Annotated in this window: 17 protein-coding genes; 10 read left to right on the top strand and 7 right to left on the bottom strand. The window is 59.3% G+C overall.

Annotated elements, in window-relative coordinates; translation table 11 throughout:
• Window positions 1–146 precede the first annotated feature (146 nt).
• The 3 genes from W02_RS16840 to W02_RS16830 form a co-directional block, all read right to left on the bottom strand.
• Window positions 147–1,412, bottom strand: a complete 1,266-nt coding sequence (locus tag W02_RS16840) for a glycosyltransferase family 4 protein (protein ID WP_173049774.1) — start codon at window positions 1,410–1,412, stop codon at window positions 147–149.
• A complete protein-coding gene (locus tag W02_RS16835; RefSeq protein ID WP_173049772.1) occupies window positions 1,409–2,734 on the bottom strand; it encodes a glycosyltransferase family 4 protein in 1,326 nt (441 codons plus the stop codon). Before W02_RS16835 ends, W02_RS16840 begins: the two co-directional genes overlap by 4 nt.
• 449 nt (window positions 2,735–3,183) lie before the next feature.
• Window positions 3,184–5,514, bottom strand: a complete 2,331-nt coding sequence (locus W02_RS16830; protein WP_173049770.1) for a 6-phosphofructokinase — start codon at window positions 5,512–5,514, stop codon at window positions 3,184–3,186.
• A 124-nt stretch (window positions 5,515–5,638) separates the two neighbouring features.
• Here W02_RS16830 and pyk point away from each other — a divergent pair, with 124 nt between their 5' ends.
• The 3 genes from pyk (at window position 5,639) to W02_RS16815 (ending at window position 11,233) form a co-directional block, all read left to right on the top strand.
• Window positions 5,639–7,090: a pyruvate kinase gene (gene pyk, locus W02_RS16825; RefSeq protein WP_173049768.1), complete on the top strand. Its 1,452-nt coding sequence runs from the start codon at window positions 5,639–5,641 to the stop codon at window positions 7,088–7,090.
• 63 nt (window positions 7,091–7,153) lie between these two features.
• Window positions 7,154–8,689: an ATP-dependent DNA ligase gene (locus tag W02_RS16820; protein WP_173049766.1), complete on the top strand. Its 1,536-nt coding sequence runs from the start codon at window positions 7,154–7,156 to the stop codon at window positions 8,687–8,689.
• Window positions 8,690–9,019: 330 nt separating this feature from the next.
• Window positions 9,020–11,233 (top strand): DUF2330 domain-containing protein, encoded by a 2,214-nt coding sequence (locus tag W02_RS16815; protein ID WP_173049764.1) that lies wholly within the window; start codon window positions 9,020–9,022, stop codon window positions 11,231–11,233.
• Window positions 11,234–11,382: 149 nt separating this feature from the next.
• Here the strand turns inward: W02_RS16815 and W02_RS16810 are convergent, their stop codons facing one another.
• Complete coding sequence (locus W02_RS16810; RefSeq protein ID WP_173049762.1) at window positions 11,383–11,838, bottom strand: DUF3617 family protein; 456 nt, start codon at window positions 11,836–11,838, stop codon at window positions 11,383–11,385.
• Between the two features lie 178 nt (window positions 11,839–12,016).
• On the opposite strand from W02_RS16810, the gene W02_RS16805 reads away from it, so the two are divergent.
• The 3 genes from W02_RS16805 (at window position 12,017) to W02_RS16795 (ending at window position 14,228) form a co-directional block, all read left to right on the top strand.
• On the top strand, window positions 12,017–12,871 hold the full coding sequence (locus tag W02_RS16805) for a universal stress protein (RefSeq protein WP_173049760.1): 855 nt from the start codon (window positions 12,017–12,019) through the stop codon (window positions 12,869–12,871).
• A 119-nt stretch (window positions 12,872–12,990) separates the two neighbouring features.
• Window positions 12,991–13,377 (top strand): DUF3015 family protein, encoded by a 387-nt coding sequence (locus tag W02_RS16800; protein ID WP_173049758.1) that lies wholly within the window; start codon window positions 12,991–12,993, stop codon window positions 13,375–13,377.
• A gap of 23 nt (window positions 13,378–13,400) precedes the next feature.
• A complete protein-coding gene (locus W02_RS16795; protein WP_173049756.1) occupies window positions 13,401–14,228 on the top strand; it encodes a universal stress protein in 828 nt (275 codons plus the stop codon).
• Window positions 14,229–14,255: 27 nt separating this feature from the next.
• On the opposite strand, the gene W02_RS16790 is transcribed toward W02_RS16795, so the two are convergent.
• Window positions 14,256–18,581 carry a DEAD/DEAH box helicase gene (locus W02_RS16790; RefSeq protein ID WP_173049754.1) on the bottom strand — a complete coding sequence of 1,442 codons (4,326 nt, stop codon included), beginning with the start codon at window positions 18,579–18,581 and terminating at the stop codon, window positions 14,256–14,258.
• A gap of 42 nt (window positions 18,582–18,623) precedes the next feature.
• The gene (locus tag W02_RS16785; RefSeq protein ID WP_173049752.1) at window positions 18,624–20,279 is read right to left on the bottom strand and encodes a putative Ig domain-containing protein; all 1,656 of its coding nucleotides are present in this window, start codon (window positions 20,277–20,279) and stop codon (window positions 18,624–18,626) included.
• Between the two features lie 111 nt (window positions 20,280–20,390).
• Between W02_RS16785 and W02_RS16780 the strand changes: the two genes are divergently transcribed.
• On the top strand, window positions 20,391–21,218 hold the full coding sequence (locus tag W02_RS16780) for a hypothetical protein (protein ID WP_173049750.1): 828 nt from the start codon (window positions 20,391–20,393) through the stop codon (window positions 21,216–21,218).
• On the opposite strand, the gene W02_RS16775 is transcribed toward W02_RS16780, so the two are convergent.
• Entirely contained in the window at window positions 21,180–22,670 is a 1,491-nt protein-coding gene (locus W02_RS16775; protein ID WP_173049748.1) for a CPBP family intramembrane glutamic endopeptidase, read from the bottom strand. The two genes, W02_RS16780 and W02_RS16775, sit on opposite strands and share 39 nt — an antisense overlap.
• Window positions 22,671–22,879: 209 nt before the next feature.
• On the opposite strand from W02_RS16775, the gene W02_RS16770 reads away from it, so the two are divergent.
• The 3 genes from W02_RS16770 to W02_RS16760 are packed head-to-tail and all read left to right on the top strand — an operon-like array spanning window position 22,880 to window position 25,908.
• Window positions 22,880–24,067, top strand: coding sequence for an alanine--glyoxylate aminotransferase family protein (locus W02_RS16770; protein WP_173049745.1), 1,188 nt, complete (start codon window positions 22,880–22,882; stop codon window positions 24,065–24,067).
• 18 nt (window positions 24,068–24,085) lie between these two features.
• A complete protein-coding gene (locus W02_RS16765; RefSeq protein ID WP_173049743.1) occupies window positions 24,086–24,685 on the top strand; it encodes a DUF3365 domain-containing protein in 600 nt (199 codons plus the stop codon).
• Entirely contained in the window at window positions 24,685–25,908 is a 1,224-nt protein-coding gene (locus tag W02_RS16760; protein ID WP_173049741.1) for an amidohydrolase family protein, read from the top strand. The genes W02_RS16765 and W02_RS16760 overlap by 1 nt, the downstream gene beginning before the upstream one ends.
• The last annotated feature ends 197 nt before the right edge of the window (window positions 25,909–26,105 follow it).

Here is a 26,105-nt window from a genome sequence, read left to right as displayed (position 1 = left end):
CAAAAGCGAGTCAATGGGTGTCGCAACTTTATACACAGGAGGGTAGAAATAGCCGCCCGTGAGCGCACTTGGTTGAATCTGGTCGAAGAGATCTGGAATGTCGGCCAGAAGAGGCGTGATCCAATATCCCCGGGAAAGGGTGCGATCTAGATATCCAAGGCTCGGCGTCCCATCTGTTCATAACGATCCGCCGCCCGCTCCCAGGTCCAGTGGGCGCGAACCACTTCGGCCCCCTGACGACCCATTTCTGATCGCAGCCGGGCGTGGTGCTGCAATGTTCTAATAGCGGCGGCAATCTGAGGAACTTCCCGATCGATAAGCATTCCAGTGACGCCGTCAATGATGAACTCTCTGATGCCCGCCTCCTTCACGCCGATCACCGGGGTGCCGCAGGCCATGGCCTCCAAGGCAACCAACCCGAACGGTTCCATGATCGGAACAAACACCAACGCGAGGGCCTGGCGGTACAACTGCGACAGCTCGTGCTCCCCGGGCCTATACCGGATCCGGAGATCGACATCGAGATTCTTTGCCGATCGGGCCAATTCGTCCCGATACTCGGAATCCGCAAGATGTTCGTCACACTCCGGTGTCGCAATCACCATGTGAGGCCGGTGCGGCCGTTTGATCGAAGCCACCGCCTCGATCACGAGATGGTGCTGCTTGGCTCGAACAATTCGACCCGCCGACAGAATAATCGGTTCGATCGGCACCGGGCGGGGCTCGAAGGTTGCACAGTCCACGCCGTAGTAACACACCTTCGCATGAGCGCCATAGCGCTGGAAAAATATTTCTCTTGAATAATGGGAATTCACGAGGATCAGCCGGGCGAGTCTGGTCCTGTCGATGTCCTGCCTATCGAGGAGACGGGAAGAAATCCTCTGCAGCCTGGCGCAGATGGATGGATAGAGTCCGCTCACCATCGGTCTGACCTCGGCCGTTTCGTCGCCCCCTGAGAATCCGGCATAGCGTGAGATGGACGGCTCGTGGCTATACAGGACGGCCGGTTGTGTCAGGCGAGGCAGGATTTCGATCGCAAGGCAGAATGGATACTGATCGATATGAACGTAGTCGTAGTCTTTCGAGTTGATCGTTTGCGCCAGCCTGGTCAAGGTAGGATCGATATGCCGGCGCGACCGAAGCGTCAGCGCCAGAGCAGCGAGAGAACTGACGAGATACGGCCTGAGCCACGAGACGTCCGTTCGCCTGATCGTGACTTCGACCGAGGCTCTGACAAAAGGACGAAGAGAGAGATAGTGCTCGTTGGAGACGCGACCGCGTACGATGTACTCATCGATCAGGTATCCACGTGCAGCCAGATGGCGCACCATCTCGTAGGCGAACCGCTTTGAGCCACCCGCGTCACCGTTGTGAATCCAGGCGATCCGGCGCTGCCTGTTCATCACCGTCATCCGGTCGCCTTTTCCGAATCGGGCCGGCAGTCCGTTGCCTCTTGCGCCCTCACTTTGCCCGCATCTCCAGTACTGCTCGTCTTCCGTGCTACGGTTAAATCGCGATAGACCGCCTCGACCCGGTCGATCACCTTCTCCCATGTGTGATGGGCGATGGTCTTGGCGTACCCCGCCGCCCCCATCCGTTTACACGTCTTGCGATCCGAAAGCAGGGCGATGATCCGTGCGGCAAGATCATCCGCATTGCCCGCCTCGACAAGCAAACCGTCGACTCCGTCTTCAATCACGCATGCAGTGGACCCCGACCTCGCGCCAATGACCGGCTTCCTGCATAACCATGCTTCGAGATACGCAATCCCGAAGGAGTCGGATATCGACGGGAGCACAAACACGTCGAAGGCCCAGTACAACGAGGGCTTTTCGGCATCCTCAAAACGACTGATTTCAATGAGACGCTCGCGCTCCGAAGCTGTTAATTGTTCAATAGCGTTTCTGACCGCCAGCTCCTGATGCGCGGTCTCCAGATGCCCGGCAAGCACGAGGCGCACATCGGGATTCCAGCGCCACACGAGCTTCATAGCGTGAACAAGGTGCACGATGCCCTTGTTGACCTGCTGTCGACCGACGAAGCCCACCACCGGTTCGCTGCCGATACCGTACCGGCCCCTGAACGACCCTCCATCGGGGGCGGCAAAACATTCCGGGTGCACCCCGACTCCTGCTACCTCCACGCGGCATGCCCCTTGGGCGCGCACAAATTGTTCTTCGTGTGCGGTATTCGCCAGGATGGCACTGCTGCCAGCGAGCATTCTTCGATAAATCGTTCTCCGGCTCCACGATTCGTCGGTATGAAATTGCGGGAGTCCCACAAAGATGAAATCCTTCATCCTTCGTGCCAGATACGCATAGTAGGCGGGCGACCAGTGCCAATTCATCGCCATCACCACGTCGGCGCGAGTGCGGAGAAGCCAGACCATGATTTGCCAAACCTGCGGATTGGAACGGAGCAGTGCCATGCCATCCGGCCCGAACAGGGCATGCATCGATCGCCAGCCGCCGCGGAGTTGTTCCCATCGTCTCATGCACGCTCCCAAGGCCCCTCCGTCCGGAGCGAAGCGGATGACCGAGACGCCGTTGATGTACTCCCGCTCCGGAAGCGCACCATGCACTCCAAGGTGGAGATCCATTGGGTTCAGCGCATTGGTCGTCAATACGGACACGCGATGGCCGCGCGCGGCGAGTCCTTCGGAGAGGACCTTCATGTGCCACTCTGCTCCACCGAGGACCGGAGCATATGCCGGACTGATATGCACAATGTTCATGGAAACTCGTGGTTGCCGCTCGATCGATGGGTATCGCCGGCGTTGCCGGGCATTCCGTCCTTCTTGGCGTTGAGGTAGATGGTCGTGTGTTGCCGTCTCGTTCGGATCCATGGGTGAGTTCAACGAGTTTCTGCGCAATGGGATGATTCAACGTCCTCGCGCAACTCCATATCATGTGCAAAGACCGACCAAAGACCGATCAATGGGTATGAGATCAGCGCGGAAAAAATTTCATTGAGCTTTCGACATTCCAGCCATGCATGGGCAGGTATTTTCAAGCCGCTCGCCAACTGCCGCGTCCAGATAGACCGTCCCGCTAGAGACAATGGGCCCTACATCGCTGTCTTCGCCTGGTGTTGCATAGGGAAAGGATGAGGAATGATACGAGAGCGGAGGGAGCGTTTAGGCAGACAACGTCATACTCGATGAGAGTCTGCTCTCGGTTCCGCTCATAAAACCGGCTTTACGACTTTTTCGCTGCCGTGCATTCTCGCGAATACGTCCCAATCAAATTGTTTGGATGTGACCGCATGAAGGGCCACCGGTTCGATGATGCCACGTTCACGATACGCCAACATGCAGCCAACAACATCTTCGGGGCATTCCACGAGACGGCGCACGGTTTCGTAGGCCAGGTGCTGTCCGATCGCCTTATCATCCGGCGTGGGAGGCGCGCCACGCAGCGTGTGCCCGAGGATCGTCGCCTTGGTCGCCAGCGTCAACGGGTATTGTCCCGGGCGCGCGTGCCGTTCAGGCCACTCGGCAATGACACCGGCGACGTAATCGACAAGCCCATGCACACCGCCTTCGCGATGATGGCGGTGCGGAGTGCGCTCGGCCACGACGAACAAGTGACTCTTGTTTGGCACTCCCAGTGTCCGCTTCAATGTGCCGAGAATGGCTTCGTCGATATAGGCATCCGGATCCGGATGTTCGTTGACAAGCAGTCCCTCCGCTCTCGCCTGGTACGCGCAGGCCAGCGCCAAGTGACCTGATCCGGCTCCCATGACCTCGACAAAGAAGACACTTCCCATGGCAGAGCTGGTGGCTTTGAGAGACTCGATCGACTGGTCAGCCAGGGCAATGGCCGAATGGAAGCCTAACGAGGTCGTGCCCTCGATATTGTTATCAATGGTGCCGGGAAGGCCAACGACCTGAACACCGAAGGCTTCGTAAATGGCGCGGGCGCCTCGCAGGCTGCCGTCCCCTCCCAAGACGACGAGCGCCGCATCCGTCAAGAACCGTTCGAGATTGCGGATGGCGGCCTGCTGAACCTGTTCGTCTTTGAAATCCTCGAAGCGGCTGCTGCCGATGGGACTGCTCGCATGGCTGCTCATGCCGCGCGTGTCGTCTTCACTCACCGGTTCGATCCAATTGTTGGCCAGGCCAAGAAATCCGTGCCGGACGAAGTGAACGTCGAGGCCGAACCGCTTTCCCGTTGCCCGCAGCTCTTTCAACGCGGCGCCTGCGCCGGCAAAATCTCCTCCGGACACCAGGGCGACGATCCGTTTGATCTGGCCCGGTTTCAAATTCACCCGGTCCTTCCGCACACGTTCCACGACGGTCCATGAATCACGGGTGGCCTTTTCACGCTCTGATAACCCGACGGCGGTGGAATACCCGGACAATCGGCCGTTCTCCACGGTGAGGAGGACGACATTGTCCTGACTCTCCTTATAATCGCTGAACTCGGTGAAGGCCTCGTGAAACGGACGGGGATCCAGATAAATCATCAGTGCGCGCAGGGTGGAGCTATGGGTATAGAGGCAGGCGACCTTCCCTCGATTGGCCTCACCCAGTTTGTGCAACCCGTCGATCACATCTACATAAAGATCGAAAAACGAATTCCCGCCGGGATAGCAGTACAGCGGATCCTTGATCAGCCGTTTGGCAATGGCCGTCTCAACCCCCAGCGCCTTGGCCAGTTCCTGCAGCTCGACCGTTTTCTCGATGCCGGTGATCCAGCCAAAATCCGACGACTCGAGGGCCGACACCTGCACCGGCTCATGTGTGAGAGGCCCATCTTTCGTCAACGCGGCGCTCACGCGGTCGAAGAGTTGGCGCGTGTTTGGACTCACGCTGACGAAATGGAGAAACGTGCGGGGGTCGAGATAGTTGGAGAGGTGGAGAAAATCCAATTGCTGGCCGACTACGCCCAGCATGCGCGCCAGCGCCGTACCGACGGCGTCCGCCCGCGGTACTCCCCGTTGCCCGTCCAATTGATTCATCAAACGCCGGCCGACGCGGTGAGTCTTGCTTTCCACCTGTGAAATACCGTGCCGCATGGTAAACAGCAGCGTGCGGCCGGCGAGATCACGCGGTAACAGCCAGAACCTCTCGTCTCCCAGATCGAGCACAATACGCCCCTCGGCCAGTTGCGGGGTGAGTTGCGACCTCGGCACGATGGCCACCGGACGGCGGTGGAGAGGTTTCTGCACGGATCCAATGGGCGCGCGCAACAGAGGCTGGAGCTGCCCTTCGGCAAGGAGCTTGTTCCAAGCCGCATAAAATACGAGCGCATCGCCTGCACACGTTTCATCAAGAATAGCCTGCCGGGCCTTTCGGTAGACGTCGGCTCCTGAAAATCCGCTTCGGGCACCCTGCACGAACGCCACGATCTTGCTCATGGCAGAACGGGCGCGTTCAGACCGGTTCCCCTCACGAGCGGAAACGCCCGGCAACAAGATGCCATCTTGCGGCTGCCGTTGCGAGAACTGCTCTCCGTAGACCAGCAGACCGTCGATCGTCACAAAGTCGAGAGAATCACTCGCCGGCTTCATATTCCCTCTTCACCCGCCGGACGGTTTGTGTCACCATCTGGATCTCCAACCCGTTAAGAGAGATGTCAACGCATCATTGAGTGTTCAAGAATTCTTGTCAAGGGCCGAACGCCGGGAAATGAAGATGCGAAAAGCCAAAATCGTCTGCACCGTCGGACCCGCCAGCGATGGCTCGCCCATATTGGATCGGCTTATTGCGCGCGGCATGGATGCGGCGCGCCTTAACTTTTCACACGGGACGCACGAATCCCATGAGGCGGCCATCAAGAGCATCCGGCAGGCCGCCGAGCGGCAACAACGGGCAGTCGCCATCATTCAGGATCTTCAGGGACCTCGCATTCGCCTCGGGACGCTTCCCGAAGGAGGAATCGGCATTGCTGAGGGCCAGTCGCTGGTTCTCCAGACCCCGCTCGCTCGTGCAGGCGGCCAGTTGGGTGCGCAGTCGACCACTCGCTCGGCGCGCGTCGAGATTCCTGTCGCCTATCCCTATTTGGCCCGCGATGTGCAGCCCGGGGCGCGGGTTCTGATCGACGACGGGCTGATCGAATTGAGAGTTGATCGGATCTCCGGAGGCTCAGTCGAATGCTCCGTCATCGTCGGCGGCACGCTGACTTCGCATAAGGGCATGAATCTCCCCGGCACCCGTGTCAGCGCCCCGACCCTGACCGACAAAGATCGCGAAGACATCCGGTTCGGCGTCGCACAGGAAGTGGATTACCTGGCTCTCTCATTCGTCCGGGGGCCGGAGGACATCGTGGCAGTGAAAAAACTGGTTGCAGAATGCGGCGGAAATATTCCCATCATCGCCAAGATCGAACGGTCCGAAGCCGTTTCCTGCCTCACCGCCATCCTGGACGAAGCGGAAGGCGTGATGATCGCCCGCGGCGATCTGGGAGTCGAAATGGGCGCGGAAGCAGTGCCCCGCCTTCAAAAGCGCATCATCGGAGAAGCGAACCGGCGGCGACGTCTCGTCATCACCGCCACACAGATGTTGGAATCGATGACGCGGCATTTGCGTCCAACCAGGGCCGAAGCCTCGGATGTCGCCAATGCGGTCTTCGACGGCACCGACGCCGTCATGCTGTCGGCTGAAACGGCGATCGGGCAGCATCCGGTCGAAACCGTCGAGGTCATGGACCGCATCATCCGGGCGGCTGAAGAGGGGCCGGAGCCGGGAGTCCTCCAGAGACGGCACGCCGACGTAGTGTCGATGTCCTGCCCGGAAGCGATCTGCACCGCAGCGTCGTCGGCCGCCACGGCAATCTCGGCCAGCGCGATCGTGGCGTTTAGCGAGTTAGGAATGACCGCGCGTCTGATATCCAAGCAGCGTCCCGCCGCCCCCATCATTGCCTTCACGCCGTTCGAGCCGATCCGCCGCCAGATGGCGCTCTATTGGGGCGTCATGCCCCATACGATGCGGGAGATCGCACAGACAGACGAGCGGCTGCTCGAAGCGGAACGGCGCCTGAAAACCGAAGGCCTCATCAAGACCGGAGAACGCATCGTCATTCTATCCGGCACCCACATCGGCAGACCGGGCGGCACCAATCTGATCAAGCTGCAGGAAGTGGGCTGATCGCGCCGGCAAACCGGCCCGCGCTCGAATATCGTAGGCATCAACCGTCTCGTATAATGAGGCATGCAACTCGCCCGACTGGTCGAAACGGTCCAACGCGTCCGCGCCACGACCAAGAAATCTGAAAAGATCCGGTTGCTGGCGGAATGTCTTGGCCAAGTCAATGGACGCGAGGCCGTCCTGGCCGCGCTGTATCTCACTGGTTCCCTCCCTCAAGGCAAGATCGGCATCGGGTGGAGCGTCATTCAGAAGGCGATGCACGACGCGCCCGCCTCAGGCGAGCCGCTCATGCTTTCGGACGTGGACCGGTTGATGGATGTCTTGGCAGCCGAGCGAGGCGCCGGTTCAATGGATCGGCGAATTCTCGCGCTAAGCAACCTATTCAGCCGGGCCAACCCGCAGGAACGTACGTTCCTGTCGCAATTGCTCATCGGTGAGGTGAGACAAGGTGCCCTGGAAGCGGTGTTGCTGGACGCCATCGCCGCTGCGGCCGGCCTGCCTGCCGCCGAGGTGCGGCAAGCGTTTATGTTCGCTCCGAACATCGGAGACCTCGCGCAGGCGGCGCTGGAAGAACAATCCGCCGGTCTCGCGCGCTTCTCGATGCGTCTATTCGTTCCGGTTGCACCGATGTTGGCCAACAGCGCCGAGGACGTGGACGAAGCGCTGCAGCGGCTGGATCGTGCGGTTTTCGAGTACAAGCTGGACGGAGCACGCGTCCAAGTGCACAAAGGCGGCGATGACGTGCGCGTCTTCACCCGCCAATTGCAGGACATCACCGGCCGGCTCCCGGAGATCGTCGAATGGGCCAGGAACCTGCCGGTGCGTGAAGCGGTCCTCGATGGCGAAGCGATCGCGTTGAGACCTGACGGGCGTCCGCAGCCGTTTCAGACGACGATGCGACGCCTCGGCCGCATCAAGGACGTGGCCGCGATGCGGGAATCGATACCACTCTCGCCTTTTGCATTCGATGCATTATACCTGGACGGCAGCTCACTCTTGACCCAATCGTACGAAGAACGCCTTCGCGCTTTGGCCACCATGACACCAGCCGAATTGATCCCGCACGTCGTCACTTCACAACCCGAAGAAGCCCGGCGATTCCTCGCTCAGTCGTTGGCGGCGGGGCATGAAGGCGTCATGGCCAAATCTCCAACTGCCCCTTACGTGGCGGGTCAACGCGGATACCATTGGCTGAAGCTGAAGGAAGCGACTTCGCTCGACCTCGTCATCCTCGCCGCCGAGTGGGGCAACGGCCGCCGCGAAGGCTGGCTCTCGAATCTGCACCTGGGCGCGCGCGATCCATCGAGCGGGCATTTCGTGATGCTTGGCAAAACCTTCAAGGGTTTGACCGACGAGATGCTGCGGCAGCAGACGGAACAACTCCTATCGCTCGAGACGCACAGGGAAGAGCACACGGTCTTCGTGAAACACCAGATGGTCGTGGAAATTGCGTTCAGCGACATCCAAGAATCGCCGCGCTACCCGGCCGGACTCGCGCTGCGCTTCGCCAGAGTCAAACGCTACCGCCCGGACAAGACGCCCGACCAAGCGGACACGATTCAGACGGTGTCGGAATTGTTCCGCGCACAGCGGAATTAGCAGAATGTTTATTTATCGGATCAACAGTTCTGCAACTCGTTCAGATTATGTTTATTGAGATGCCGCTCGCACACGTTTGGATATGAGGTCAATCGTGCCTTGGATTCCTTCTTTCAGAAGCTCGCATGAGTTTTGTCTTCATAGCAGGCAATGATGATCTTTTTTATGCTAGCGCGAGGGAATTTCTGAAGGTTTCCGCCGCGGCGAGTCTCGAAGGGTCGCTCCAGGAGGTGAGAGAGGTCGCGCTCTCTGCCAGACCTACTTTTCGCCTGAAAGGATCTCTCATCTGGCGCCATACCGTGAATAGGCCATCTATTCATGAGGTGCAGGATGACGCTCGATCAGATCAAGTCCAGGTTTTCTTCCTTCGACCCCCGCATCTATCAAATCGCCAGCCTTGGGACGCTGCTCCTGTATGGTCTTCTGTGGCTGCACTTCGACGTATCGATCGCTCAGATCGCCGTTACATTCACCGTCACCCTCCTCACGCAATATACCGGCACTCGATGGTATAAGCTGCCCTCGTTCGATCCGTTGAGCGCGATCGTCTCGGCCGTCGGGCTTTGCATCTTCCTCCGCACGAACGATCTTCCTGCCGTCGCCTTCGCCTCATGCGTCGCTATTGCGAGCAAGTTTCTCATCCGGCGGCAGGGCAAGCACATCTTCAATCCGACAAATTTTGCATTGATCGTCGTGCTCGCGGCCGGCATCGGCTGGATTTCGCCGGGCCAATGGGGGCAGGTGGCCTGGCTCGGACTTCTCATCGCCTGTATGGGCAGTCTCGTGATCGCACGAGCCGTGCGGGCGGACGTGACGCTGTCTTTCCTGGGATTCTACGCCGGACTGCTGATAACACGCGCCCTGTGGCTTGGCGATCCCCTCACGATCCCGCTGCATCAGATCGAAAGCTCAACTCTGCTCATCTTTTCGTTTTTCATGATCACCGACCCCAAGACGACGCCTGATTCCCGCGCCGGCCGGATCATATTTTCACTGCTCGTGGCCGTCAGCGCGCTTTCGGTTCAATTTGTCTTATACCGTTCCAATGGATTGCTCTGGGGCTTAATCGCCTGCTGTCCTCTTGTGCCGTTCATTGATCGTCTGTTGCCTGGCTCGCGATACGACTGGTCGCGTCCATCGGCAGGCGCAATCAATCCGACATTCGCTGTCCCGCTTTCCTCACCATCAACGGAGGTGCTTATGACGAAAGCCATTCTCTGTTTTATGACGTTCGGCTCCGGTCTTCTGTTCTGGAGCGCACCTGCTTGGGCGTTTTGTGGGTTCTATGTCGGCAAAGCCGATACCAAGCTATTCAACAAGGCCTCGGAGGTCGTCGTCGCACGCCATGACGACAAAACCGTGCTCACCATGGCCAATGATTTTCGTGGAGACGTGAAAGAATTCGCGCTGGTCGTGCCTGTCCCGAGCGTCTTGGAGAAGGACCAGATTCATGTGGGCAATCCAGCCGTCATCAAACATCTGGCCGACTATTCGGCCCCTCGGCTGGTCGAATACTTCGACGAGAACCCCTGCACACGCTATGAGTTGTTCGAACGCAAGATGGATGCCATGAAGAGCATGGCCCCTGCCGCATCCCCCACCCGAGAGCGTGATCGTGCACTCGGAGTGACGGTCGAGGCCCGGTACACCGTCGGCGAATACGACATTCTCATCTTGTCGGGAAAGGAGAGTGCGGGGCTTGAGACCTGGCTCACCGAAAACGGCTATCGCATCCCTCACGGCGCTTCAGCCGTCTTACACAGCTACCTGAAACAAAACCTGAAATTCTTCGTTGCCAAAGTCAATCTGGGAGAACAGGCCAAGCTCGGCCTGACGCATCTCCGTCCGCTCCAGATCGCCTTTGAATCACCTAAATTCGTCCTGCCAATCCGCCTCGGGACCGTCAACGCCGACGGACCGCAGGAACTCTTCGCCTACTTTCTGACGAAACAGGGGCGAGTGGAAACGACAAATTACCGTACCGTGCGCTTGCCCGATGCGCAGGAACTACCGCTCTTTGTAAAGGACACGTTCGGGGATTTTTACAGAGATATGTTCAGCCAACAAGTACGGCGTGAGAGCAAGCGCGGCGTATTCTTGGAGTATGCGTGGGATATGAACTGGTGCGATCCCTGTGCTGCCGATCCGCTCTCCACCGATGAACTGCGGAGCCTCGGGGTGTTCTGGCAGGACACCACCGGACGAACGGGCAAAGGCATGCCCATGGTACAGCCTGTCTTCCTGACGCGGCTGCACGTGCGCTATGATGCCGCCCACTTTCCCGAAGATCTCATTTTTCAGGAAACGTCGGATCGATCCAACTTTCAAGCTCGGTATGTGTTGCGCCATCCCTGGACGGGCGCGGATGAGTGTCCGGCTGCAACCGCGTACCGACAGCACCTACACGAACGCCACGAGCGGGAAGCTCAGACGCTGGCGACCTTGACCGGGCGGGATATCGGCGGCATCCGCAAAAACATGAATCTCACGGCCGTGGTACTGCCGGAACAACGCACATGGTACCGGCGCCTCTGGGCGAATTGAACGTCCGGGAATGAAATCCAATACGGGGGCCGTCTCCGTCCGGCCTCCGTCACTCCAGTCATTGAGGCGTCCGCATTGAATATGATTCAGGTGAACAAACCGAGAACCGGGAGGGATCGCAGTGCGTGATGTCCTTCGAAAAGACAGGGTTACTGGTGTGCGCAGTCACCCGTGCGCTTGCCCTCGATCTTCATCGTGACGGGGTCGCCTTTGCCCGATTTCGGCTTCGCTTTCCGAACGGCGGAAAAGGCCGTGTCCGATGTAGTTCCCTCGACGCGCGTATTCGAGTAGGGTCCCTCCACGTCATACCCGACTTTCCCATTCTGCATGGATAGGTTCGAGACCTTGTTCGAGGGTTTCGGTTTGAAACCGGTCATGAAATAATAATTGAACACGGCGTCCGGATTGGACAGGTCGTCGGCTTGAATACAGCGGGTTGTGGTGTCAGGCGCAGCCTTGCTGCCGTATGGCGTCGCCTCCGTGAGCACCGTGATCTCATATTGGCCGGGCTTCAGATGAACGGTTTCGGCCATGAGAGGCATTGGGAGCGCGAACACCACGATCATCGTCCACACTCGTAAGAGTATTCGGTTGGCACCCGGCATTTCCTTCTCCTTTGTGCAGAATTCGAGCCGTCGTATGCATCTTACCCGATTGAGGGCCGCTTCCGCTCCACCCGACAGTGTTACGAGTTCTCCACGATGGTTTTACGGAACACACCACTGCTATACTCGCCCACCCGAATCCACTGGCGATGGTCAACAACAAAGGAGCTGCCGGACGATGAGCGACCATATCATGCTGTCTCCTCTGGGATTTCACCGTATCTTTCATCCAACGGATTTTTCACAGGAGAGCGAAGTGGCGTTTGCGCACGCGCTCAAGCTGGCGCTCGTCGCACGCACGGAATTTACCATCATGCATACGGAGGCAAACAAGGAGGATCTGGACTTGCAGGAGTTTCCTCAGGTCCGCGCGACTCTCCAACGGTGGAAGACTCCCGACGACGTGGGCACCGGTCTCAAGGTGAAGAAGGTCGCGGCCGTCGCAAAAAGTCCTTCGCAGGGTATCATCGAATATCTCGCCCATCATCCGACAGGACTCGTCGTCCTCAGCACCTCTCAACGCGATGGATTGGCCCGCTGGTCACGCGACTCAGTCGCCGAACCTCTGGCCAGGGCGGCGAATCGGCGGACCCTCTTTATTCCAGCCGCAACCGGTGGTTTTGTGTCTCAGGAGGACGGCAGCGTGTCTCTCCGTTCCATTCTCATCCCTGTTGCTAAATCACCTGATCCCCAGGAGGCCGTCAACGCAGCTGCCCTGCTTGCCAAGGCCATGAACATCGAACACATCGTCTTTCATTTTCTGCACGTGGGCCCGTCGGAACAATGCCCGACGCCGGCCACGCCGAAGCAACCGGGATGGGCATGGAACACCATCGTGACGGACGGCGATATCGTCGAGCGCATTCACGAGCAGAGCGCCGCATGTCAGGCAGATCTGATCGTCATGGTGACAGAAGGACACAAGACCTTTTCAAGCATGCTCGGAGGCAGCACGACAGAGCACGTGGTTCGGGGCGCGAGTTGCCCGGTCCTGGCCCTGCCGGCCATCGCGGCCGATGCTGCCGAGGCGTAGTCCCCTAACGGGAACGATGGTGAGAGAACGGACACCTAGCCGAAGCAGCGGAACCTTTGTATAGTGGATCTATAGACCGTGTATCCGACCTCAAGACCGGGAGAAGGAGGAGGGTTTCCATGCTGATGATTCAGGCCGTTTCCACACTCGTCATCGGATTGGCGCTCTTGGCGAGTCCGGGCTGCACGCTTCGAGGAACCACGAATGAAATCACCGACACGACGGACAACATCACCGTGTCCACATCAGGCCGCACGTGGTTCGACGAGGACGGACTCGTCAAACCCGACCACAAAATCATCGCCTTCACGTCGCTGAACCGGGCCAATCTCGAGCAGGACGTTGCCAGAGGGCACGGCGAATATCTTTCTTCTCTCGAATCTCTGCTCGGCATGGATGCCGAAGCCGAGTCTCGATTTGGCGCTCACGCACAGCAAGGATTTGAATCCTTGCTCTCCGCAGATGCCGCATCGCGTGTTCGACAGTTCCGCGACTGGGGCAAATAGTCACGGGAGAGCTGCTGACCGCCATGCACTCTGCGAAACGGATTTTTCATCCGACCGACTGTTCACCGTCAGATCTGCCCGCGTTCGCTCACGCACTGAAACTCACCTGTCTGGCCAAGGCGGAATTGACGATGATGCACGTCGATCCCACGGTCGGACGCGAGGACTTTGAGGACTTTCCACGCGTTCGCCCGCTTCTCGTCAAATGGGGGCTTCTCGCGGAAGGCAGCGCGAAACAGGACGTCAGCAAGCTGGGGATTCAGATCAGCAAGGTCAGGGCGGTGGCGGGAGACACGTCTGCCGCGATGCTCAATCATCTTTCACTCCATCCGGCCGACCTGCTGGTGGTTTCGACCCATCAGCGGGAAGGGCTCTCCCGGTTGACGCATCAAGCGGTTGCCGAACCGATCGCACGCGGCGCACACGCCAACACATTGTTCGTACCGACCGGGGTGGAAGGATTTGTCTCGTTTGAGCATGGAACCGCCTCGCTGCGGCGCGTACTGATTCCCGTATCGCTGCAGCCCGATCCGCAACGCGCCATTGATGCCGCAACGGATCTTGCCGAGATGGTGGGGAGCAGCGATGTCCTATTTGAACTCGTTCACATAGGATCCGATGAAGACTTTCCGAAACTGAACAAACCGGAACGTCACGGTTGGAAGTGGGAGCGCCTGATCGCCACCGGCGATCCGGCGGATTGGATTCTGGCAGCAGGCAATGATTTCGACGTCGATTTGATCGTGATGATGACTGAAGGTCACAACAGTGTCCTTGACATGCTGCGCGGCAGTACGATGGAACGGGTCGTACGCGGCGCGCGCTCTCCCCTGCTGGCTCTCCCGGCTTGACCGGCGATCAAGGCCTTCCACCACCTCCTACACGATAGGAACGCTCCTTGCCACCTGCATCAACGGGTTGTCCGCTCGCTCTCCCTTCGCCCTAATGGTCCGAACAGGAAGACCGTCACGGAGTATGATGAAATTGGTTGGCACGGACGGAACCCGTGGTCCCGGAAGAACGACACCCGCGAGGTTCAATGGATCACAGGCGGAGATCTTCAGCTCGGCCCCGTTGATCGCTGTGGCACTCTTTCTTATGGTTCGAAGCGCCTCAACCGCCTCGGGCAGTGCGAACTGCTCACCGACGAATCCGGACACGAAGCGTCCTCCGCGCACTTCGCCCTTCAATTCCATCCGGCGGTACTGCACCAGAAGATCTCTCCATGATGGGACCAGTGATTCCCGCGCGAGCAGATCGCGGAAGACGACGCCGTACCGGAGCAGCATCTGGGAAGCAATGTGTGAAACAGCCGAACTCTCCGCGGAGGGCGTATGAAAGTTTCCCGAAGCGTCAGGTCGTCTCAATACCGACCACCGTCCAGCCGCATGACGCGGGCGGCGGCCCCGTTCGCGGCCTTCGGCACGGCGGCGGCGCGGGTCCATCAGCGCCCGCAGATTGTCGAATCCGTCCGCCGAAACCAGGCCGGCGGCCACCAGCTCCCAGAGCCCTTCCTCTACTTCGGAGGGCAGATGATTCGTCATCCGGACCAGATCCGCAAAAAAACTTGCCCCTCGCTCCAGTAACCCCCGATAGATGACTGCGGAAACGGCTGTCAGACCGGCGAAGGGTTCCGGCCCTCGATGGAACGCGTCATCGGCCATGACGGTCAACAACCAGTCGCTCTCTTCGCGCGGAAAGATGCTGATCGGAGCCAGACTCGTGGGAACAATTCTCCGGAGGCGAGTGTCTTGTTCCGACTGAGTTAGGCGAGGGTGCGGCGCAAGTCTGCCCCAGCTCACCGCTCCGCTCAGACAGAGACGGTCAAGCAACTCGGGATCATATTTCGCCATGCGCGTCCGCAGGATTTGCGAGTCCCATGCCGAGGCGGCGCTCTCAAAGCCGGCCAGTTGTCTGATGACCTGCAGCAGACCGGATTCTCCATGCAGGCGGGAGCCGGCTTGCACATGCTGCCATTGAAGGAGGAAGCGCATGAAATCGGCCGCCGATACCGGCTCGACTTCCTTCCTCAGGCGGCCGATCGTCAATCGGTGAATACGGGCTAACAGGCGGCGGTGGCACCATTCGATCTGATCCCTGTTGTCGTTGGATGACCGGGACGTGAAGCTGCCGCGCAAGACCTGGCCTTGCGCTTCGAGCCGGATCATCGCCATCTCGACGCCTGTCACGGGAAGAAACAGCCGTTCGGCCAACCGCACCGCCGTGGTCGGCCCGGTGCTTTCCATCCACCCCTGAACCACTGCGTCCATTGCGTCCATCGACGCTTCATCGCCCTGGTCGAACAGCCCCCTGACCTGACACTCCAATTCCTTCGCAACCCATCCAGACTCACACCGTCCATCGACATCGACGCCGATTTCGCTCACTCGCCCGTCGTCGCGCAAGACAGAAAGGAAGGCGCTCCACTCCTGCATCGCCGATGCCGGCACCCAGATGAGCGTCAGCAGCGCGTCATGCAATTCGTCCGCATCGCGCACCACGGGCCACGACTCACGCACCACCTCCTCGATCGCGGCGTCATCCAACGCGCCGACCCCTCCGGCCACATCTGCGGGCAGCATTCGCCGCAGTTCAACCGCGCGGGCCCGGCGCTCTTCCAGCGGAGCATCGTCAAGAAAGGCATAGGGATTGGCGTTGAGAATTTCGTGCGAAAATGGGGATGGAATCGGCGTATCCAGTGCCACGCACCGGACCTGCCCCGTTTCGATCCGACGCAGCAACGCCACCAGACCTTCGACATCCATCGCCTCGGCAAGGCAATCCCTCAAGGTCTCCCGCACCAGCGGGTGATCGGGAATCGACCGTTCGGCGTGATCGCCCGTCATGTTGTCCTGGCAGGCGATGGCATCGGGAAAAACGGCGGCCAGCAGATCCTCCGCCCTCATCCGTTGAATCTGCGGCGGCACCTTCTTCCCCTTGGAAAATCGCAGCAGCGCGAGGGCTCGCGAGACATTCCAGCGCCAGCGGGTCGCAAACATGGGTGCCTGGAGCACAGCCTGGGTCAGCACGTCCTGGACGGAATGGGAATGCAGGTAGGAAAAGACCGATTCCAGGGGGAAACTGTGTTTCTCGCCCAGCGAGATCACCAGGCCGTTATCCGTCGCGGCCGCCTGCAATTCAAAATCAAAGGTCACGCAGAAACGCTTCCTGAGCGCCAGTCCCCAGGCACGATTGATCCTGCCGCCGAACGGCGCATGGATGACGAGCTGCATGCCGCCGCTTTCATCGAAAAACCGTTCCGCAATGATCGTCTCCTGCGTTGGAACGGTTCCGAGGACGGCTTTGGCCGATAAGAGGTACTCGACGGCCTGTTGTCCCGCCCGTGTCCCCAGGCCGCACTCCGTCTTCAACCAGGCGAGCGGTGACAGCAACCGGGCATTGCCGTACGCATCCTCGCTGCCGATGCCTCGATCGGGAGCATTTAAGAGCCCGTCCAGATCATTCCGAAGTCTCGAGACTTCAGCCGACAATTCCATGGTCCTCGACGGGGCTTCGCCGCGCCAGAACGGGATGTTCGGCGGGGCACCATGGGCATCCTCCACCCTCACCGTGCCCATGCCAACGCCTTTGATACGCCAAGACGTGTTGCCGAGCAGCATGACGTCACCGGCCAAACTTTCGACCGCGAAATCCTCATCCACCGACCCGACGACCGTGCCATCAGGTTCCGCCACCACGGCATAGTTGGCCGTGTCCGGAATCGCCCCGCCCGAGGTAATCGCGGCCAGACGCGCACCGCGACGCCCTTTGATCCGATGATTGACACGGTCGTGATAGATATAAGCCAGGCCCCTTCCCCGGCTCGTGGCGATCCCATCGGCCAGCATGCGGACGATCTTATCGAACGTCCCACGCGATACGCTTTGGTACGGTGCCGCCCGGCATACGAGGGTGAACAGCTCGTCTTCGCTCCAGGTTTGGGCTGCGGAGGCCGCCACGATCTGCTGCGCCAGGATGTCCAGCGGCGCGGGCGGCACTTCAATCCGATCCAGCATGCCGCTGCGCATGGCTCGAATCAGGGCGGCGCACTCCAACAGCTCGTCGCGTGTCGTGGCGAACAGCCGGCCCTTCGGAACGGCCTTGATCCAATGTCCGGCTCGCCCGATTCGTTGAAGACCCGTCGAGATGGCCCTGGGGGAACCGATCTGACAGACGAGATCCACGGCGCCGATATCGATCCCAAGTTCAAGCGAGGCCGTAGCGACCACCACGCGCGTTTTCCCGCTCTTCAGGCGCTCCTCCGCCGACAGCCGGATCTGCCGTGACAAGCTTCCGTGATGCGCCGCGACGGCATCGGAGCCAAGGTCGGTCAATCGCTCCTCGAGATGATGCGACACCCGCTCGGCGAGGCGCCGCGTGTTCACGAACACCAGCGTCGAGCGGTGCTCACGGACGAGCTCCGCGAGACGATCGTAAATGTCGGCCCAGATGGCATTCGTCGCGATGGCGCTCAGTTCGTCCTTCGGCGTTTCCACCGCGAGATCCATCTCCCGCTTGTGGCCGACATCAATCACCCTGGGCAATGGCCGGGCTCCCACGAGAAACCGGGCGACGGCTTCGATCGGGCGTTGCGTCGCCGACAATCCGATGCGCTGCGGTTTCGTCAGGGTCAATGCCTCCAGCCGTTCCAGCGACAACGCCAAATGGGCGCCTCGTTTGTTGGGAGCCACCGCATGAATCTCGTCGATGATTACCGCCCGCACAGTCTGGAGCAGGCGCCGGCTCTTGTCCGCGGTCAACAAGATAAAAAGCGATTCCGGAGTCGTGACCAAAATGTGGGGGGGCCGGCGAAGCATCTGCTGGCGGTCAGCCATGGGCGTGTCGCCAGTGCGGACCAGCACGCGGAGATCGGGCAATAGTAATCCGGCCTGCAATGCCGCTTGGCCGATCTCCATCAATGGCCGTTGCAGGTTTTTCTGCACATCGTTACTGAGTGCTTTCAGCGGCGAAACGTAGAGGACCTGTGTCTGATCTTGCAGTTCACAATCCAATGCCTGTTTGAGCAGATGGTCGATGCAGGAGAGGAACGCCGCGAAGGTCTTACCGGAGCCGGTTGGAGCGGCGATCAAGGCGTCGGCACCCGATCGAATGGCAGGCCAAGCCTGAGCCTGTACATCGGTGGGTGTTCCCACCGAAGCCCGAAACCACTCTGCGATGAGGGGATGAAACGGCGAAAGCGGCATGGTTCAGTGATGCTACCATGCGAAGCGCCTCACCTCCAGATACTAGGGTATGGCCCTCACGTACAGATCTGCCTGCGATATCGGAGGGACAGTGACCAGATTGGAAGCCTGCGAAGCGAAGGCAACGAAGCCGCCGTTGCCATTCATGGCCGGACTGTTGCTGGGCGCGTTCCCTGCACTCGTGGTGCTGGAATTGTCCTGGGATCCCATGGTCGTCAAGCTGAACTGTCGATCGCGGACGAACACCTGTTGGCCCGAGGTTGAAGAAACGGCTGGAGCCAGGAGATTGGTCGATACGGAAGCGAATGCGACATAGCGGCCGTCCGAGCTGACGGAGGCAGACTGACTCGTGCCGTTTCCTGAGAGCGCCACGACATTGTTGTCAGCGGACACCAAATTGGTCTGGTTCAATGACCGATTCCGGATGTACACCTGCTGCCCGGTGATCGATGGATTGCCGGGCGCCAGCAGGTTGGTGGCCAGTGAATCGAACGCGATGATGGTACCATCACCATTGATCGAGGGCGCGTGACTGACGCCGTTGCCGGCATTGGGAGGACTATTATTGTCGACCGAGACCAGACTGGTCTGATTCCCCTGCCGGTCTCGAAGATAGATCTGCTGGTTGACTCCGACTGGTATGCCGGCAGGAAGGAGATTCGAGGCCAGCGAGGCAAACGCAACAAACTGCCCATCTGCGCTGATAACGGGTGCGCTACTCACACCGTTTCCTGGATTCGAGATCGTGGCATTCTCCACGGAGACGAGAGTCGTAAGGCCGTTTTGGCGGTCTCTGACATACACCTGCTGTCCTGAGGGGATCGTCGATGTGCCGGGCGACAATAGGTTGGTCGCTTGCGATACGAACGCGACAAAACGACCGTCGGAGCTAATCGCCGGCGCGCTGCTGAGACCGTTGCCAGGATTGGGGACCGCAGCATTGTCGACCGATACCAGAGTGGTCACGCCATTTTGACGGTCCCTGACGTAAATCTGCTGTCCAGATGAGATTGAAGGGGTCCCTGGCCCCAGGAGATTGGTGGCCTGGGACACGAACACGACAAACTGTCCATTGGCACTTATTACAGGGGCGCTACTTGCCCCGTTGCCCTGTACGACGACCGCTGCGCCATTGTCACGTGAGATCAACTCCATTTGACCAGTCTGCCGATTATGCACATAGACCTGCGCTCCATTGACGCCGGGGACGAGATTGGTCGATTGCGAGGAAAATCCCACCAGGCTCCCGTCGGCATTCAACGATGGGCTCGAACTGATTCCATTGCCCGGGGCACCGTTTCCGTCCACGGAGACACGGCCGGTTCTCGTATAAACAGCAACGAGCAGCGGGCCTGTCGCCGAGTTGCCGGCGCTGTCGACGACCCGTATTGTCACGGTTGTATTGCCCGCTGCGGCAGGCATCCCTGTCATGACACCCGTCGAAGGGTTCAACGATAATCCCGCGGGCAGGCTTCCTCCGGTTATCGACCACGTGAATGGGGCCGTGCCGTTGACGGCGGTGAGCGTCGAGGTGTAGGTATTCCCGATCACGCCGAAATTGGCAGCAGTCGTGCCGACCGCGAGTGAGCTGCCACCGCCGGAGCCGCCATTGCCGTCACCGCCGCCGCTGCTGCAGCCGACGCCGAACGTGCAGGTGATGAAAAGGAGAAAGAGACGATGATGAGCCGTGATGTTCATAGGCCCTCGCGATTGATTCAAGGTAGGGCATTATAATCTTGAGCGTCCAGGTTCCGCCATTAAGTAGTCATCGTTACACGTTTACGCTGTAATCAGACCATTGGCGTTATCATGTCTTCCACGATCGTCATGCTTGGCGCCGGATATACCGCAGGCTATGTCCTTCCCTTGGCGGCGCAGAGGTATTCGGCTATCTATGTGACCAGCCGCCGGCCAGATCGAGCTTTTCCTCAGATGACTGGCGCCCATCGCCTGACGTTTGACCTCGAACGTCCCGGAACATGGGCCGGGATTCCGGTCAAAGGAGACATCCTCTGGTCTTTTCCCGCGACTCCTCTCGCAGCGGTCAAGCAATGCGCTGCGGCTCTTGGAGTCTCTTCGCGCCGTCTGGTCGTCCTTGCGAGCACCTCGGCGTATGATGTCGGACAATCGGACGCGTATCCGCCGCCGTGGACCGACGAACTGTCGCCAATCGACCGGAGTAAGCCTCGCGTGGCCGGCGAGGAATTTCTTCGCGAAGAATGCGGTGCCGTCGTGCTTCGGATCGCAGGAATTTACGGACCAGGAAGGAATCCGCTCGACTGGCTTAGGACTGGACGGATCGGACGCTCACGAAAATACGTGAACTTGATTCACGTGGAGGACTTGGCGCGAATCTGTCTGGCCGCCTTGCAACTGGCAAGGCGCGGCGACGTCTACAATGTCAGCGACGGCAGGCCGAAGACATGGGAGGAAATCTGTATCTACGCGAGCGCTCGGTGGCAGGTCGTGCCTCGCGCCGGCGAGCAGGTGAGAGAACCGGGGAAATGGATCGCATCCAAAAAGATCGCTCAGTCGCTTGGCACGATGATACAGCATGAGAACCTGTTCGACGCGTTGGATGCCATCGAACGCGGGTCGCTAGCGCATCAGCCCGATTACGGCCAGACACACGAGTAGGTTGTTGATGGCATGCGCAAGAATCCCGGGCACGATGCTTCCCGTTTTTTCATAGATCCATGCCCACAGCACCCCGCTGCAGCACACACTGAGCAGCCCCACAACCCCGTAGCCGTGCGCGACGCCGAAGATGAACGCGCTGATCAGCGCGGCAGGAAGAAACTGGAACTTGCGGCGGAGAATGGCAAACAACAATCCCCGAAAGGCGAGTTCTTCAAAAATCGGGGCAAAGATAACATATTCGATCAGACTGATCAGCGTCTGAGACGGAGAACCCCAGACGAGATCGGCATCGAACCATTCCGTCCAATGACTTGTCAGCTGCCACGCGGTCGCCAGACGATCCATGCACCACTCGATCCACAGACCTGCGGCGACGATCGCGATGACGGCCAACGCCAGGCGCCAGAGCCGCGACCAGGGAATATCCAGCCCAAAGCCTTCATCAAAGGAAAGGCCGGAGGGACGGAAGAGGTACCGATAGGCGAGAAACAACAAGGGAACGTTCGTCAACGGAATGGCGAGCGCCCGTAAAGAAGTATTCTCAGGCGGCATGTACAACAGCAGGACCGCGGTCATGATGGCTCCGATCGCCCCGCCGCGGAGAAGTACAGCGGCCCCTACGCCACCGGGCCACGGAGGTGGAACGCCGGACGTGTGCAGATAGAGCCATGCCGGATGCGTCCGTCGTATTGCCCAAAGATAGATCACGAGCAACGTGCCGAGACCCATGGTCCCGAGTTCAACTGTGGTGAGTTTCCATGATCGCTGAAGTAGCTTGTCCGCACGGGATGTCGCTCCCCGTTCAATATTTTCAAGAAGACTTGTCTCTTTCGCGCGGGCAGCGAGCTGCATAGCAATCCGCTCGTAAAACCAGCCGGCCGGCAATTGCTCCGCCAGTTCAGTCTGCATGGACAGAAGCGAGGGTCGATCAAGCGACAATCCTTCACCATAAGCGGACACGATAAATTCTCCGTAGCGGGGAAACGGTGCTTCCCGTTTCGACCATTCGTAGGCGGACAGGAGCGCCTGCGATACTTGCCCGGATTCGGCCTGCAGGATAGCCAATTCCAAAGAGACGATAGGCTCATCAGAGAATCTGGCGAGTTCTCGGTACCACTCGATGGCCTGGGTGCGTTCAGCCTCGTTGTTCCCCGACACCCATTCAAGCAGTTGTTGCTTCCAGAACGGAGCCCGCCTGATTCCGTCCTGAACATCCATCGTTCTGCCCACCATGCGGGCCAAAGCCAATTCAGGGGTTTCTATCCGATCGAGTTTCGGGATGGAGGCCGATAGCCAGATCACGGAAACCAAGGACGCAACTAAGATGCACGCCGCGAGGAGGCTGCCGCCCGGAGAAAATCGGTCCGTATAAGTTCCGACCGGCGCTGGCGTGTCGCTGGCGAACAACCAAGACGATCGTTGGGGAGCTTCAGTAAGAGGCGACCGCAATGGATGGTTCTCCATGACGTTCAACTATAACATGGCAATTTACTTACCTTAACCCCTCAAAAGTAACGACGGCTGCCCAGGATCAGATTATTGCGCTCGGTTCCGGGCCTGCGATCGAATTAATGACCGCCCCGACCGAGACCGTATGATTCCCATGGCCGAACTTGCGACAACTCCGCTATACTGCGCCCTCGGCTTTCCGCAGCTCTATGAGAATTCCTGACTTTACACCTCCTCATCGTCTTCTGCTGGGACCTGGTCCCAGCCAGGTTCATCCCCGAGTTTTACGAGCGATGTCACTGCCGGTCATTGGACATTTGGATCCGTCATTTCTAAGCCTGATGAACGACGTCCAGGAAATGCTCCGAACCGTGTTTCAGACCACCAATCCGTTTACAATTGCCGTCTCGGGGACCGGATCGGCAGGCATGGAGGCTTCGATCGTCAATGTAATCGAACCGGGGGACGCGGTGATTGTCGGGGTCAACGGCGTGTTCGGAACGCGCTTGGCCTCTGTCGTGGATCGATGTGGGGGAAAGGCTGTCAGGCTCGACGCCCCCTGGGGGCAAAGCATCGATCCCAATGCCGTCGAGCAGGCGCTCCGTCGCTCGGGACCGGTCAAGGCGGTCGTCGTCGTCCAGGCGGAAACATCAACCGGTGTGTGGCAACCGCTCGACACTCTCGCCATGCTGTGCCGGGAACACGATGCCTTGTTCATTGTAGATGCCGTGACCTCTCTTGGGGGTCTTCCTGTCGAGGTCGACCGCCATGGCATCGACATCTGCTACAGCGGCACCCAAAAATGTCTCAGTTGTCCGCCGGGACTTTCCCCCATGACGATCAGCACACGGGCACTGGCGGCCATCCGGCATCGCCGCACGCCCTGCCAGAGTTGGTATCTGGATATGGGACTGATTGCCGATTATTGGCAGGAGGGAACACGGGCCTATCACCATACCGCCCCGATTTCCATGCTGTATGCCTTACGGGAAGCGCTGCGATTGGTCGATGAGGAGGGTCTGACGCAGCGCATCGCACGACATCGACTCAATAGTGAAGCACTGACGGCGGGGCTCGCCGAATTGGGATTGCATCCGCTTCCGCAACCACGAGAGCGGCTGACCACGTTGCATTGCGTCCTTGTCCCTCCGGCTATTCCTGAAGCCGAGATTCGTCACGACCTTCTGTCTCGTTACGGCATCGAGATCGGCGGCGGCCTTGGGCCGCTCAAGGGAAAAGTCTGGCGGATCGGATTGATGGGAGAGTCCTCGACCGAGTCGAACGTGCTGACGTTCTTGAATGCGCTGGAGGAATTGTCTATTCGAGGCGGATGGTTGGATACGCCAGGGCTCGCACTGGCTGCGGCAGCCCGTATCTTCAGTCGAGGTATCTCTTGATCCCGGAGGCAGAGACCGATGTCGGATAATAAGCCCCTTCTGTGGACGCTTGGCGGTGCGGCATTTGCATTTGTCGCGGTGGTTTTTTATTGGATCTTTGCCCTGACGTTGTCCGACCGGATGAGGTCCGACAAGATCACGCCGCAGAGGACCGCCGAATTTATTCACGCCGTTCTCGAAGCCAATAGAAACAATTACACCGACAACGTGGTAGTCAAACTGCAGCGAGATGGGATCGAAGCCCATGAACATTGGCGGGATGAACGGGGCGTTCCTCTGCCCGCCCAGTTTCTATTGGAGTCAGGGCGGCTGGTGGCCTTGAAAGATCTCAATCTCTCGTTTCGGCTGGCCAGCTTGACTCCGATTTACGTTTGGAACGGCGCGAACAGTGATTTGGAGCGGCAAGGATTGACCGCAGTTCAAAAAAACCCTGAAAATCCCTTTTTCGGAACTATCAAGAAGGGAGATGTTCGTCTCTTCCAGGCCATCTATTCGGATAAGGCTATCTCTCAGGCCTGCGTCGATTGTCATAATTCCCATCCCAACAGTCCCCGCCGAGACTTCCAACTCAACGATGTCATGGGTGGCATCATTATTTCCTTCCCGATCGACCAATAATGCCGATGATTGCCATTAGCCATGTACGCCTGATTGATGGAACCGGTCAGGTAACGGAACGGGCGACCGTATTGGTGCGACACGCCAAAATCCAGGCGGCGGGGTCGGTTCGGCAGGTGTCGGTTCCTCACGGGGCCCTTCGTATCAACGGGCGGGGACTGACGGTGCTGCCGGGTCTGATCGACTGCCACGTGCATCTATGCCTGGGGGGAGAGGCCGACGTCGTCGCGGCGCTCGAACAGGACAGCCCTGCTCTCACCCTGCTTAAGTCCTCCCGGCATGCCCGACAGACCATTGAGGCAGGATTCACCACGGTACGGGATGTGGGATCGCGCGACCACTCCATATTCGCGCTTCAGCGGTCGATCGACCAGTCTCTGCTGCCCGGTCCCCGCATCGTTGGGTCCGGACTGGCGATTTGTATGGTCGGCGGCCATGCGCGGTTCATCGGACGGGAAGCGAGCGGCGTGGAACAAGTCCGGGCTATCGCCAGGGAACAACTGGCAGCTGGAGCCGGACTGATCAAGGTGATTGCCTCCGGCGGGGTGTTGACACCGGGAACGTCACCGGACCAAGCGCAGATGACCATGGAAGAACTAACCGCTGCAGTCGAGACGGCCCGTGCATCAGGGAAAAAAGTCGCAGCTCATTCGCACGGGTCGGCGGGAATCAAACAGGCGGTTTCCGCAGGAGTTCATTCAATCGAACATGCCACCCTTCTGGACGACGAGGCCGGCGGGCTGTTGAAACGGCACGGAGTGTATGTGGTGCCGACATTGTCCGCGCTTGCCACGACGGCGGCCACGCGACGGGGATGCGGCATCCCCGACAGCGTGCGCGACAAGGCCAAAGCGATGACCAAACGGCATCAACGAAGTTTTCAACAGGCGCACACAGGCGGGCTGAGAATTGCCATGGGCACGGATGCCGGAACCCCGTTCAACTATCACGGAGAGAATGCCCAGGAGCTCGAACGGATGGTGGCTTTCGGGATGAGTCCGATGGAAGCGATCCTCGCCTCTACATCGGAGGCCGCCCGATTGATAGGCATCGAGGGCTCCGTGGGAACGGTTGAGCCGGGCAAACTGGCCGATCTGCTTCTCGTGGAAGGCAACCCGCTCCGCAAGATCGAGATCCTTCGAGACCGCAGCCGCATCGTCGGAGTGATGAAAGACGGAGTGTTCGTGGCCGGTCCGCTGGCCGCGAAGAGCAGAGCTTCTTAGCAGTGTGTTGACAAACTACGTGATGACCTCGGAAATGGAGTCGTGTCTGAGGTCACGGGCGTCATGAGCCTGCCTGCAGGCTGTTCAGAAAGGCCGTCAGCAAGGCCGCAGCGAGTGAAGAAGCGAAGCGTACTCTGTCCCGTACGTTGAGCCTCTGAGCGATGCGAGAACGCCGCTGGCGGCCTTTATCAACAGCC

Origin of the sequence: Nitrospira sp. KM1 (assembly GCF_011405515.1) — a bacterium.
GTDB lineage: Bacteria > Nitrospirota > Nitrospiria > Nitrospirales > Nitrospiraceae > Nitrospira_C.
The sequence above is the reverse complement of the archived record's forward strand: the minus strand, read 5'-3'. Positions and strand labels throughout refer to the sequence as shown.

Excerpts from the sequence above, each read along its gene's own strand:
- W02_RS16840 (WP_173049774.1), bottom strand. The coding sequence starts at position 1,412 with ATGACGGTGATGAACAGGCAGCGCCGGATCGCCTGGATTCACAACGGT.
- W02_RS16835 (WP_173049772.1), bottom strand. The coding sequence starts at position 2,734 with ATGAACATTGTGCATATCAGTCCGGCATATGCTCCGGTCCTCGGTGGA.
- W02_RS16830 (WP_173049770.1), bottom strand. The coding sequence starts at position 5,514 with ATGAAGCCGGCGAGTGATTCTCTCGACTTTGTGACGATCGACGGTCTG.
- pyk (WP_173049768.1), top strand. The coding sequence starts at position 5,639 with ATGCGAAAAGCCAAAATCGTCTGCACCGTCGGACCCGCCAGCGATGGC.
- W02_RS16820 (WP_173049766.1), top strand. The coding sequence starts at position 7,154 with ATGCAACTCGCCCGACTGGTCGAAACGGTCCAACGCGTCCGCGCCACG.
- W02_RS16815 (WP_173049764.1), top strand. The coding sequence starts at position 9,020 with ATGACGCTCGATCAGATCAAGTCCAGGTTTTCTTCCTTCGACCCCCGC.
- W02_RS16810 (WP_173049762.1), bottom strand. The coding sequence starts at position 11,838 with ATGCCGGGTGCCAACCGAATACTCTTACGAGTGTGGACGATGATCGTG.
- W02_RS16805 (WP_173049760.1), top strand. The coding sequence starts at position 12,017 with ATGAGCGACCATATCATGCTGTCTCCTCTGGGATTTCACCGTATCTTT.
- W02_RS16800 (WP_173049758.1), top strand. The coding sequence starts at position 12,991 with ATGCTGATGATTCAGGCCGTTTCCACACTCGTCATCGGATTGGCGCTC.
- W02_RS16795 (WP_173049756.1), top strand. The coding sequence starts at position 13,401 with ATGCACTCTGCGAAACGGATTTTTCATCCGACCGACTGTTCACCGTCA.
- W02_RS16790 (WP_173049754.1), bottom strand. The coding sequence starts at position 18,581 with ATGCCGCTTTCGCCGTTTCATCCCCTCATCGCAGAGTGGTTTCGGGCT.
- W02_RS16785 (WP_173049752.1), bottom strand. The coding sequence starts at position 20,279 with ATGAACATCACGGCTCATCATCGTCTCTTTCTCCTTTTCATCACCTGC.
- W02_RS16780 (WP_173049750.1), top strand. The coding sequence starts at position 20,391 with ATGTCTTCCACGATCGTCATGCTTGGCGCCGGATATACCGCAGGCTAT.
- W02_RS16770 (WP_173049745.1), top strand. The coding sequence starts at position 22,880 with ATGAGAATTCCTGACTTTACACCTCCTCATCGTCTTCTGCTGGGACCT.
- W02_RS16765 (WP_173049743.1), top strand. The coding sequence starts at position 24,086 with ATGTCGGATAATAAGCCCCTTCTGTGGACGCTTGGCGGTGCGGCATTT.
- W02_RS16760 (WP_173049741.1), top strand. The coding sequence starts at position 24,685 with ATGCCGATGATTGCCATTAGCCATGTACGCCTGATTGATGGAACCGGT.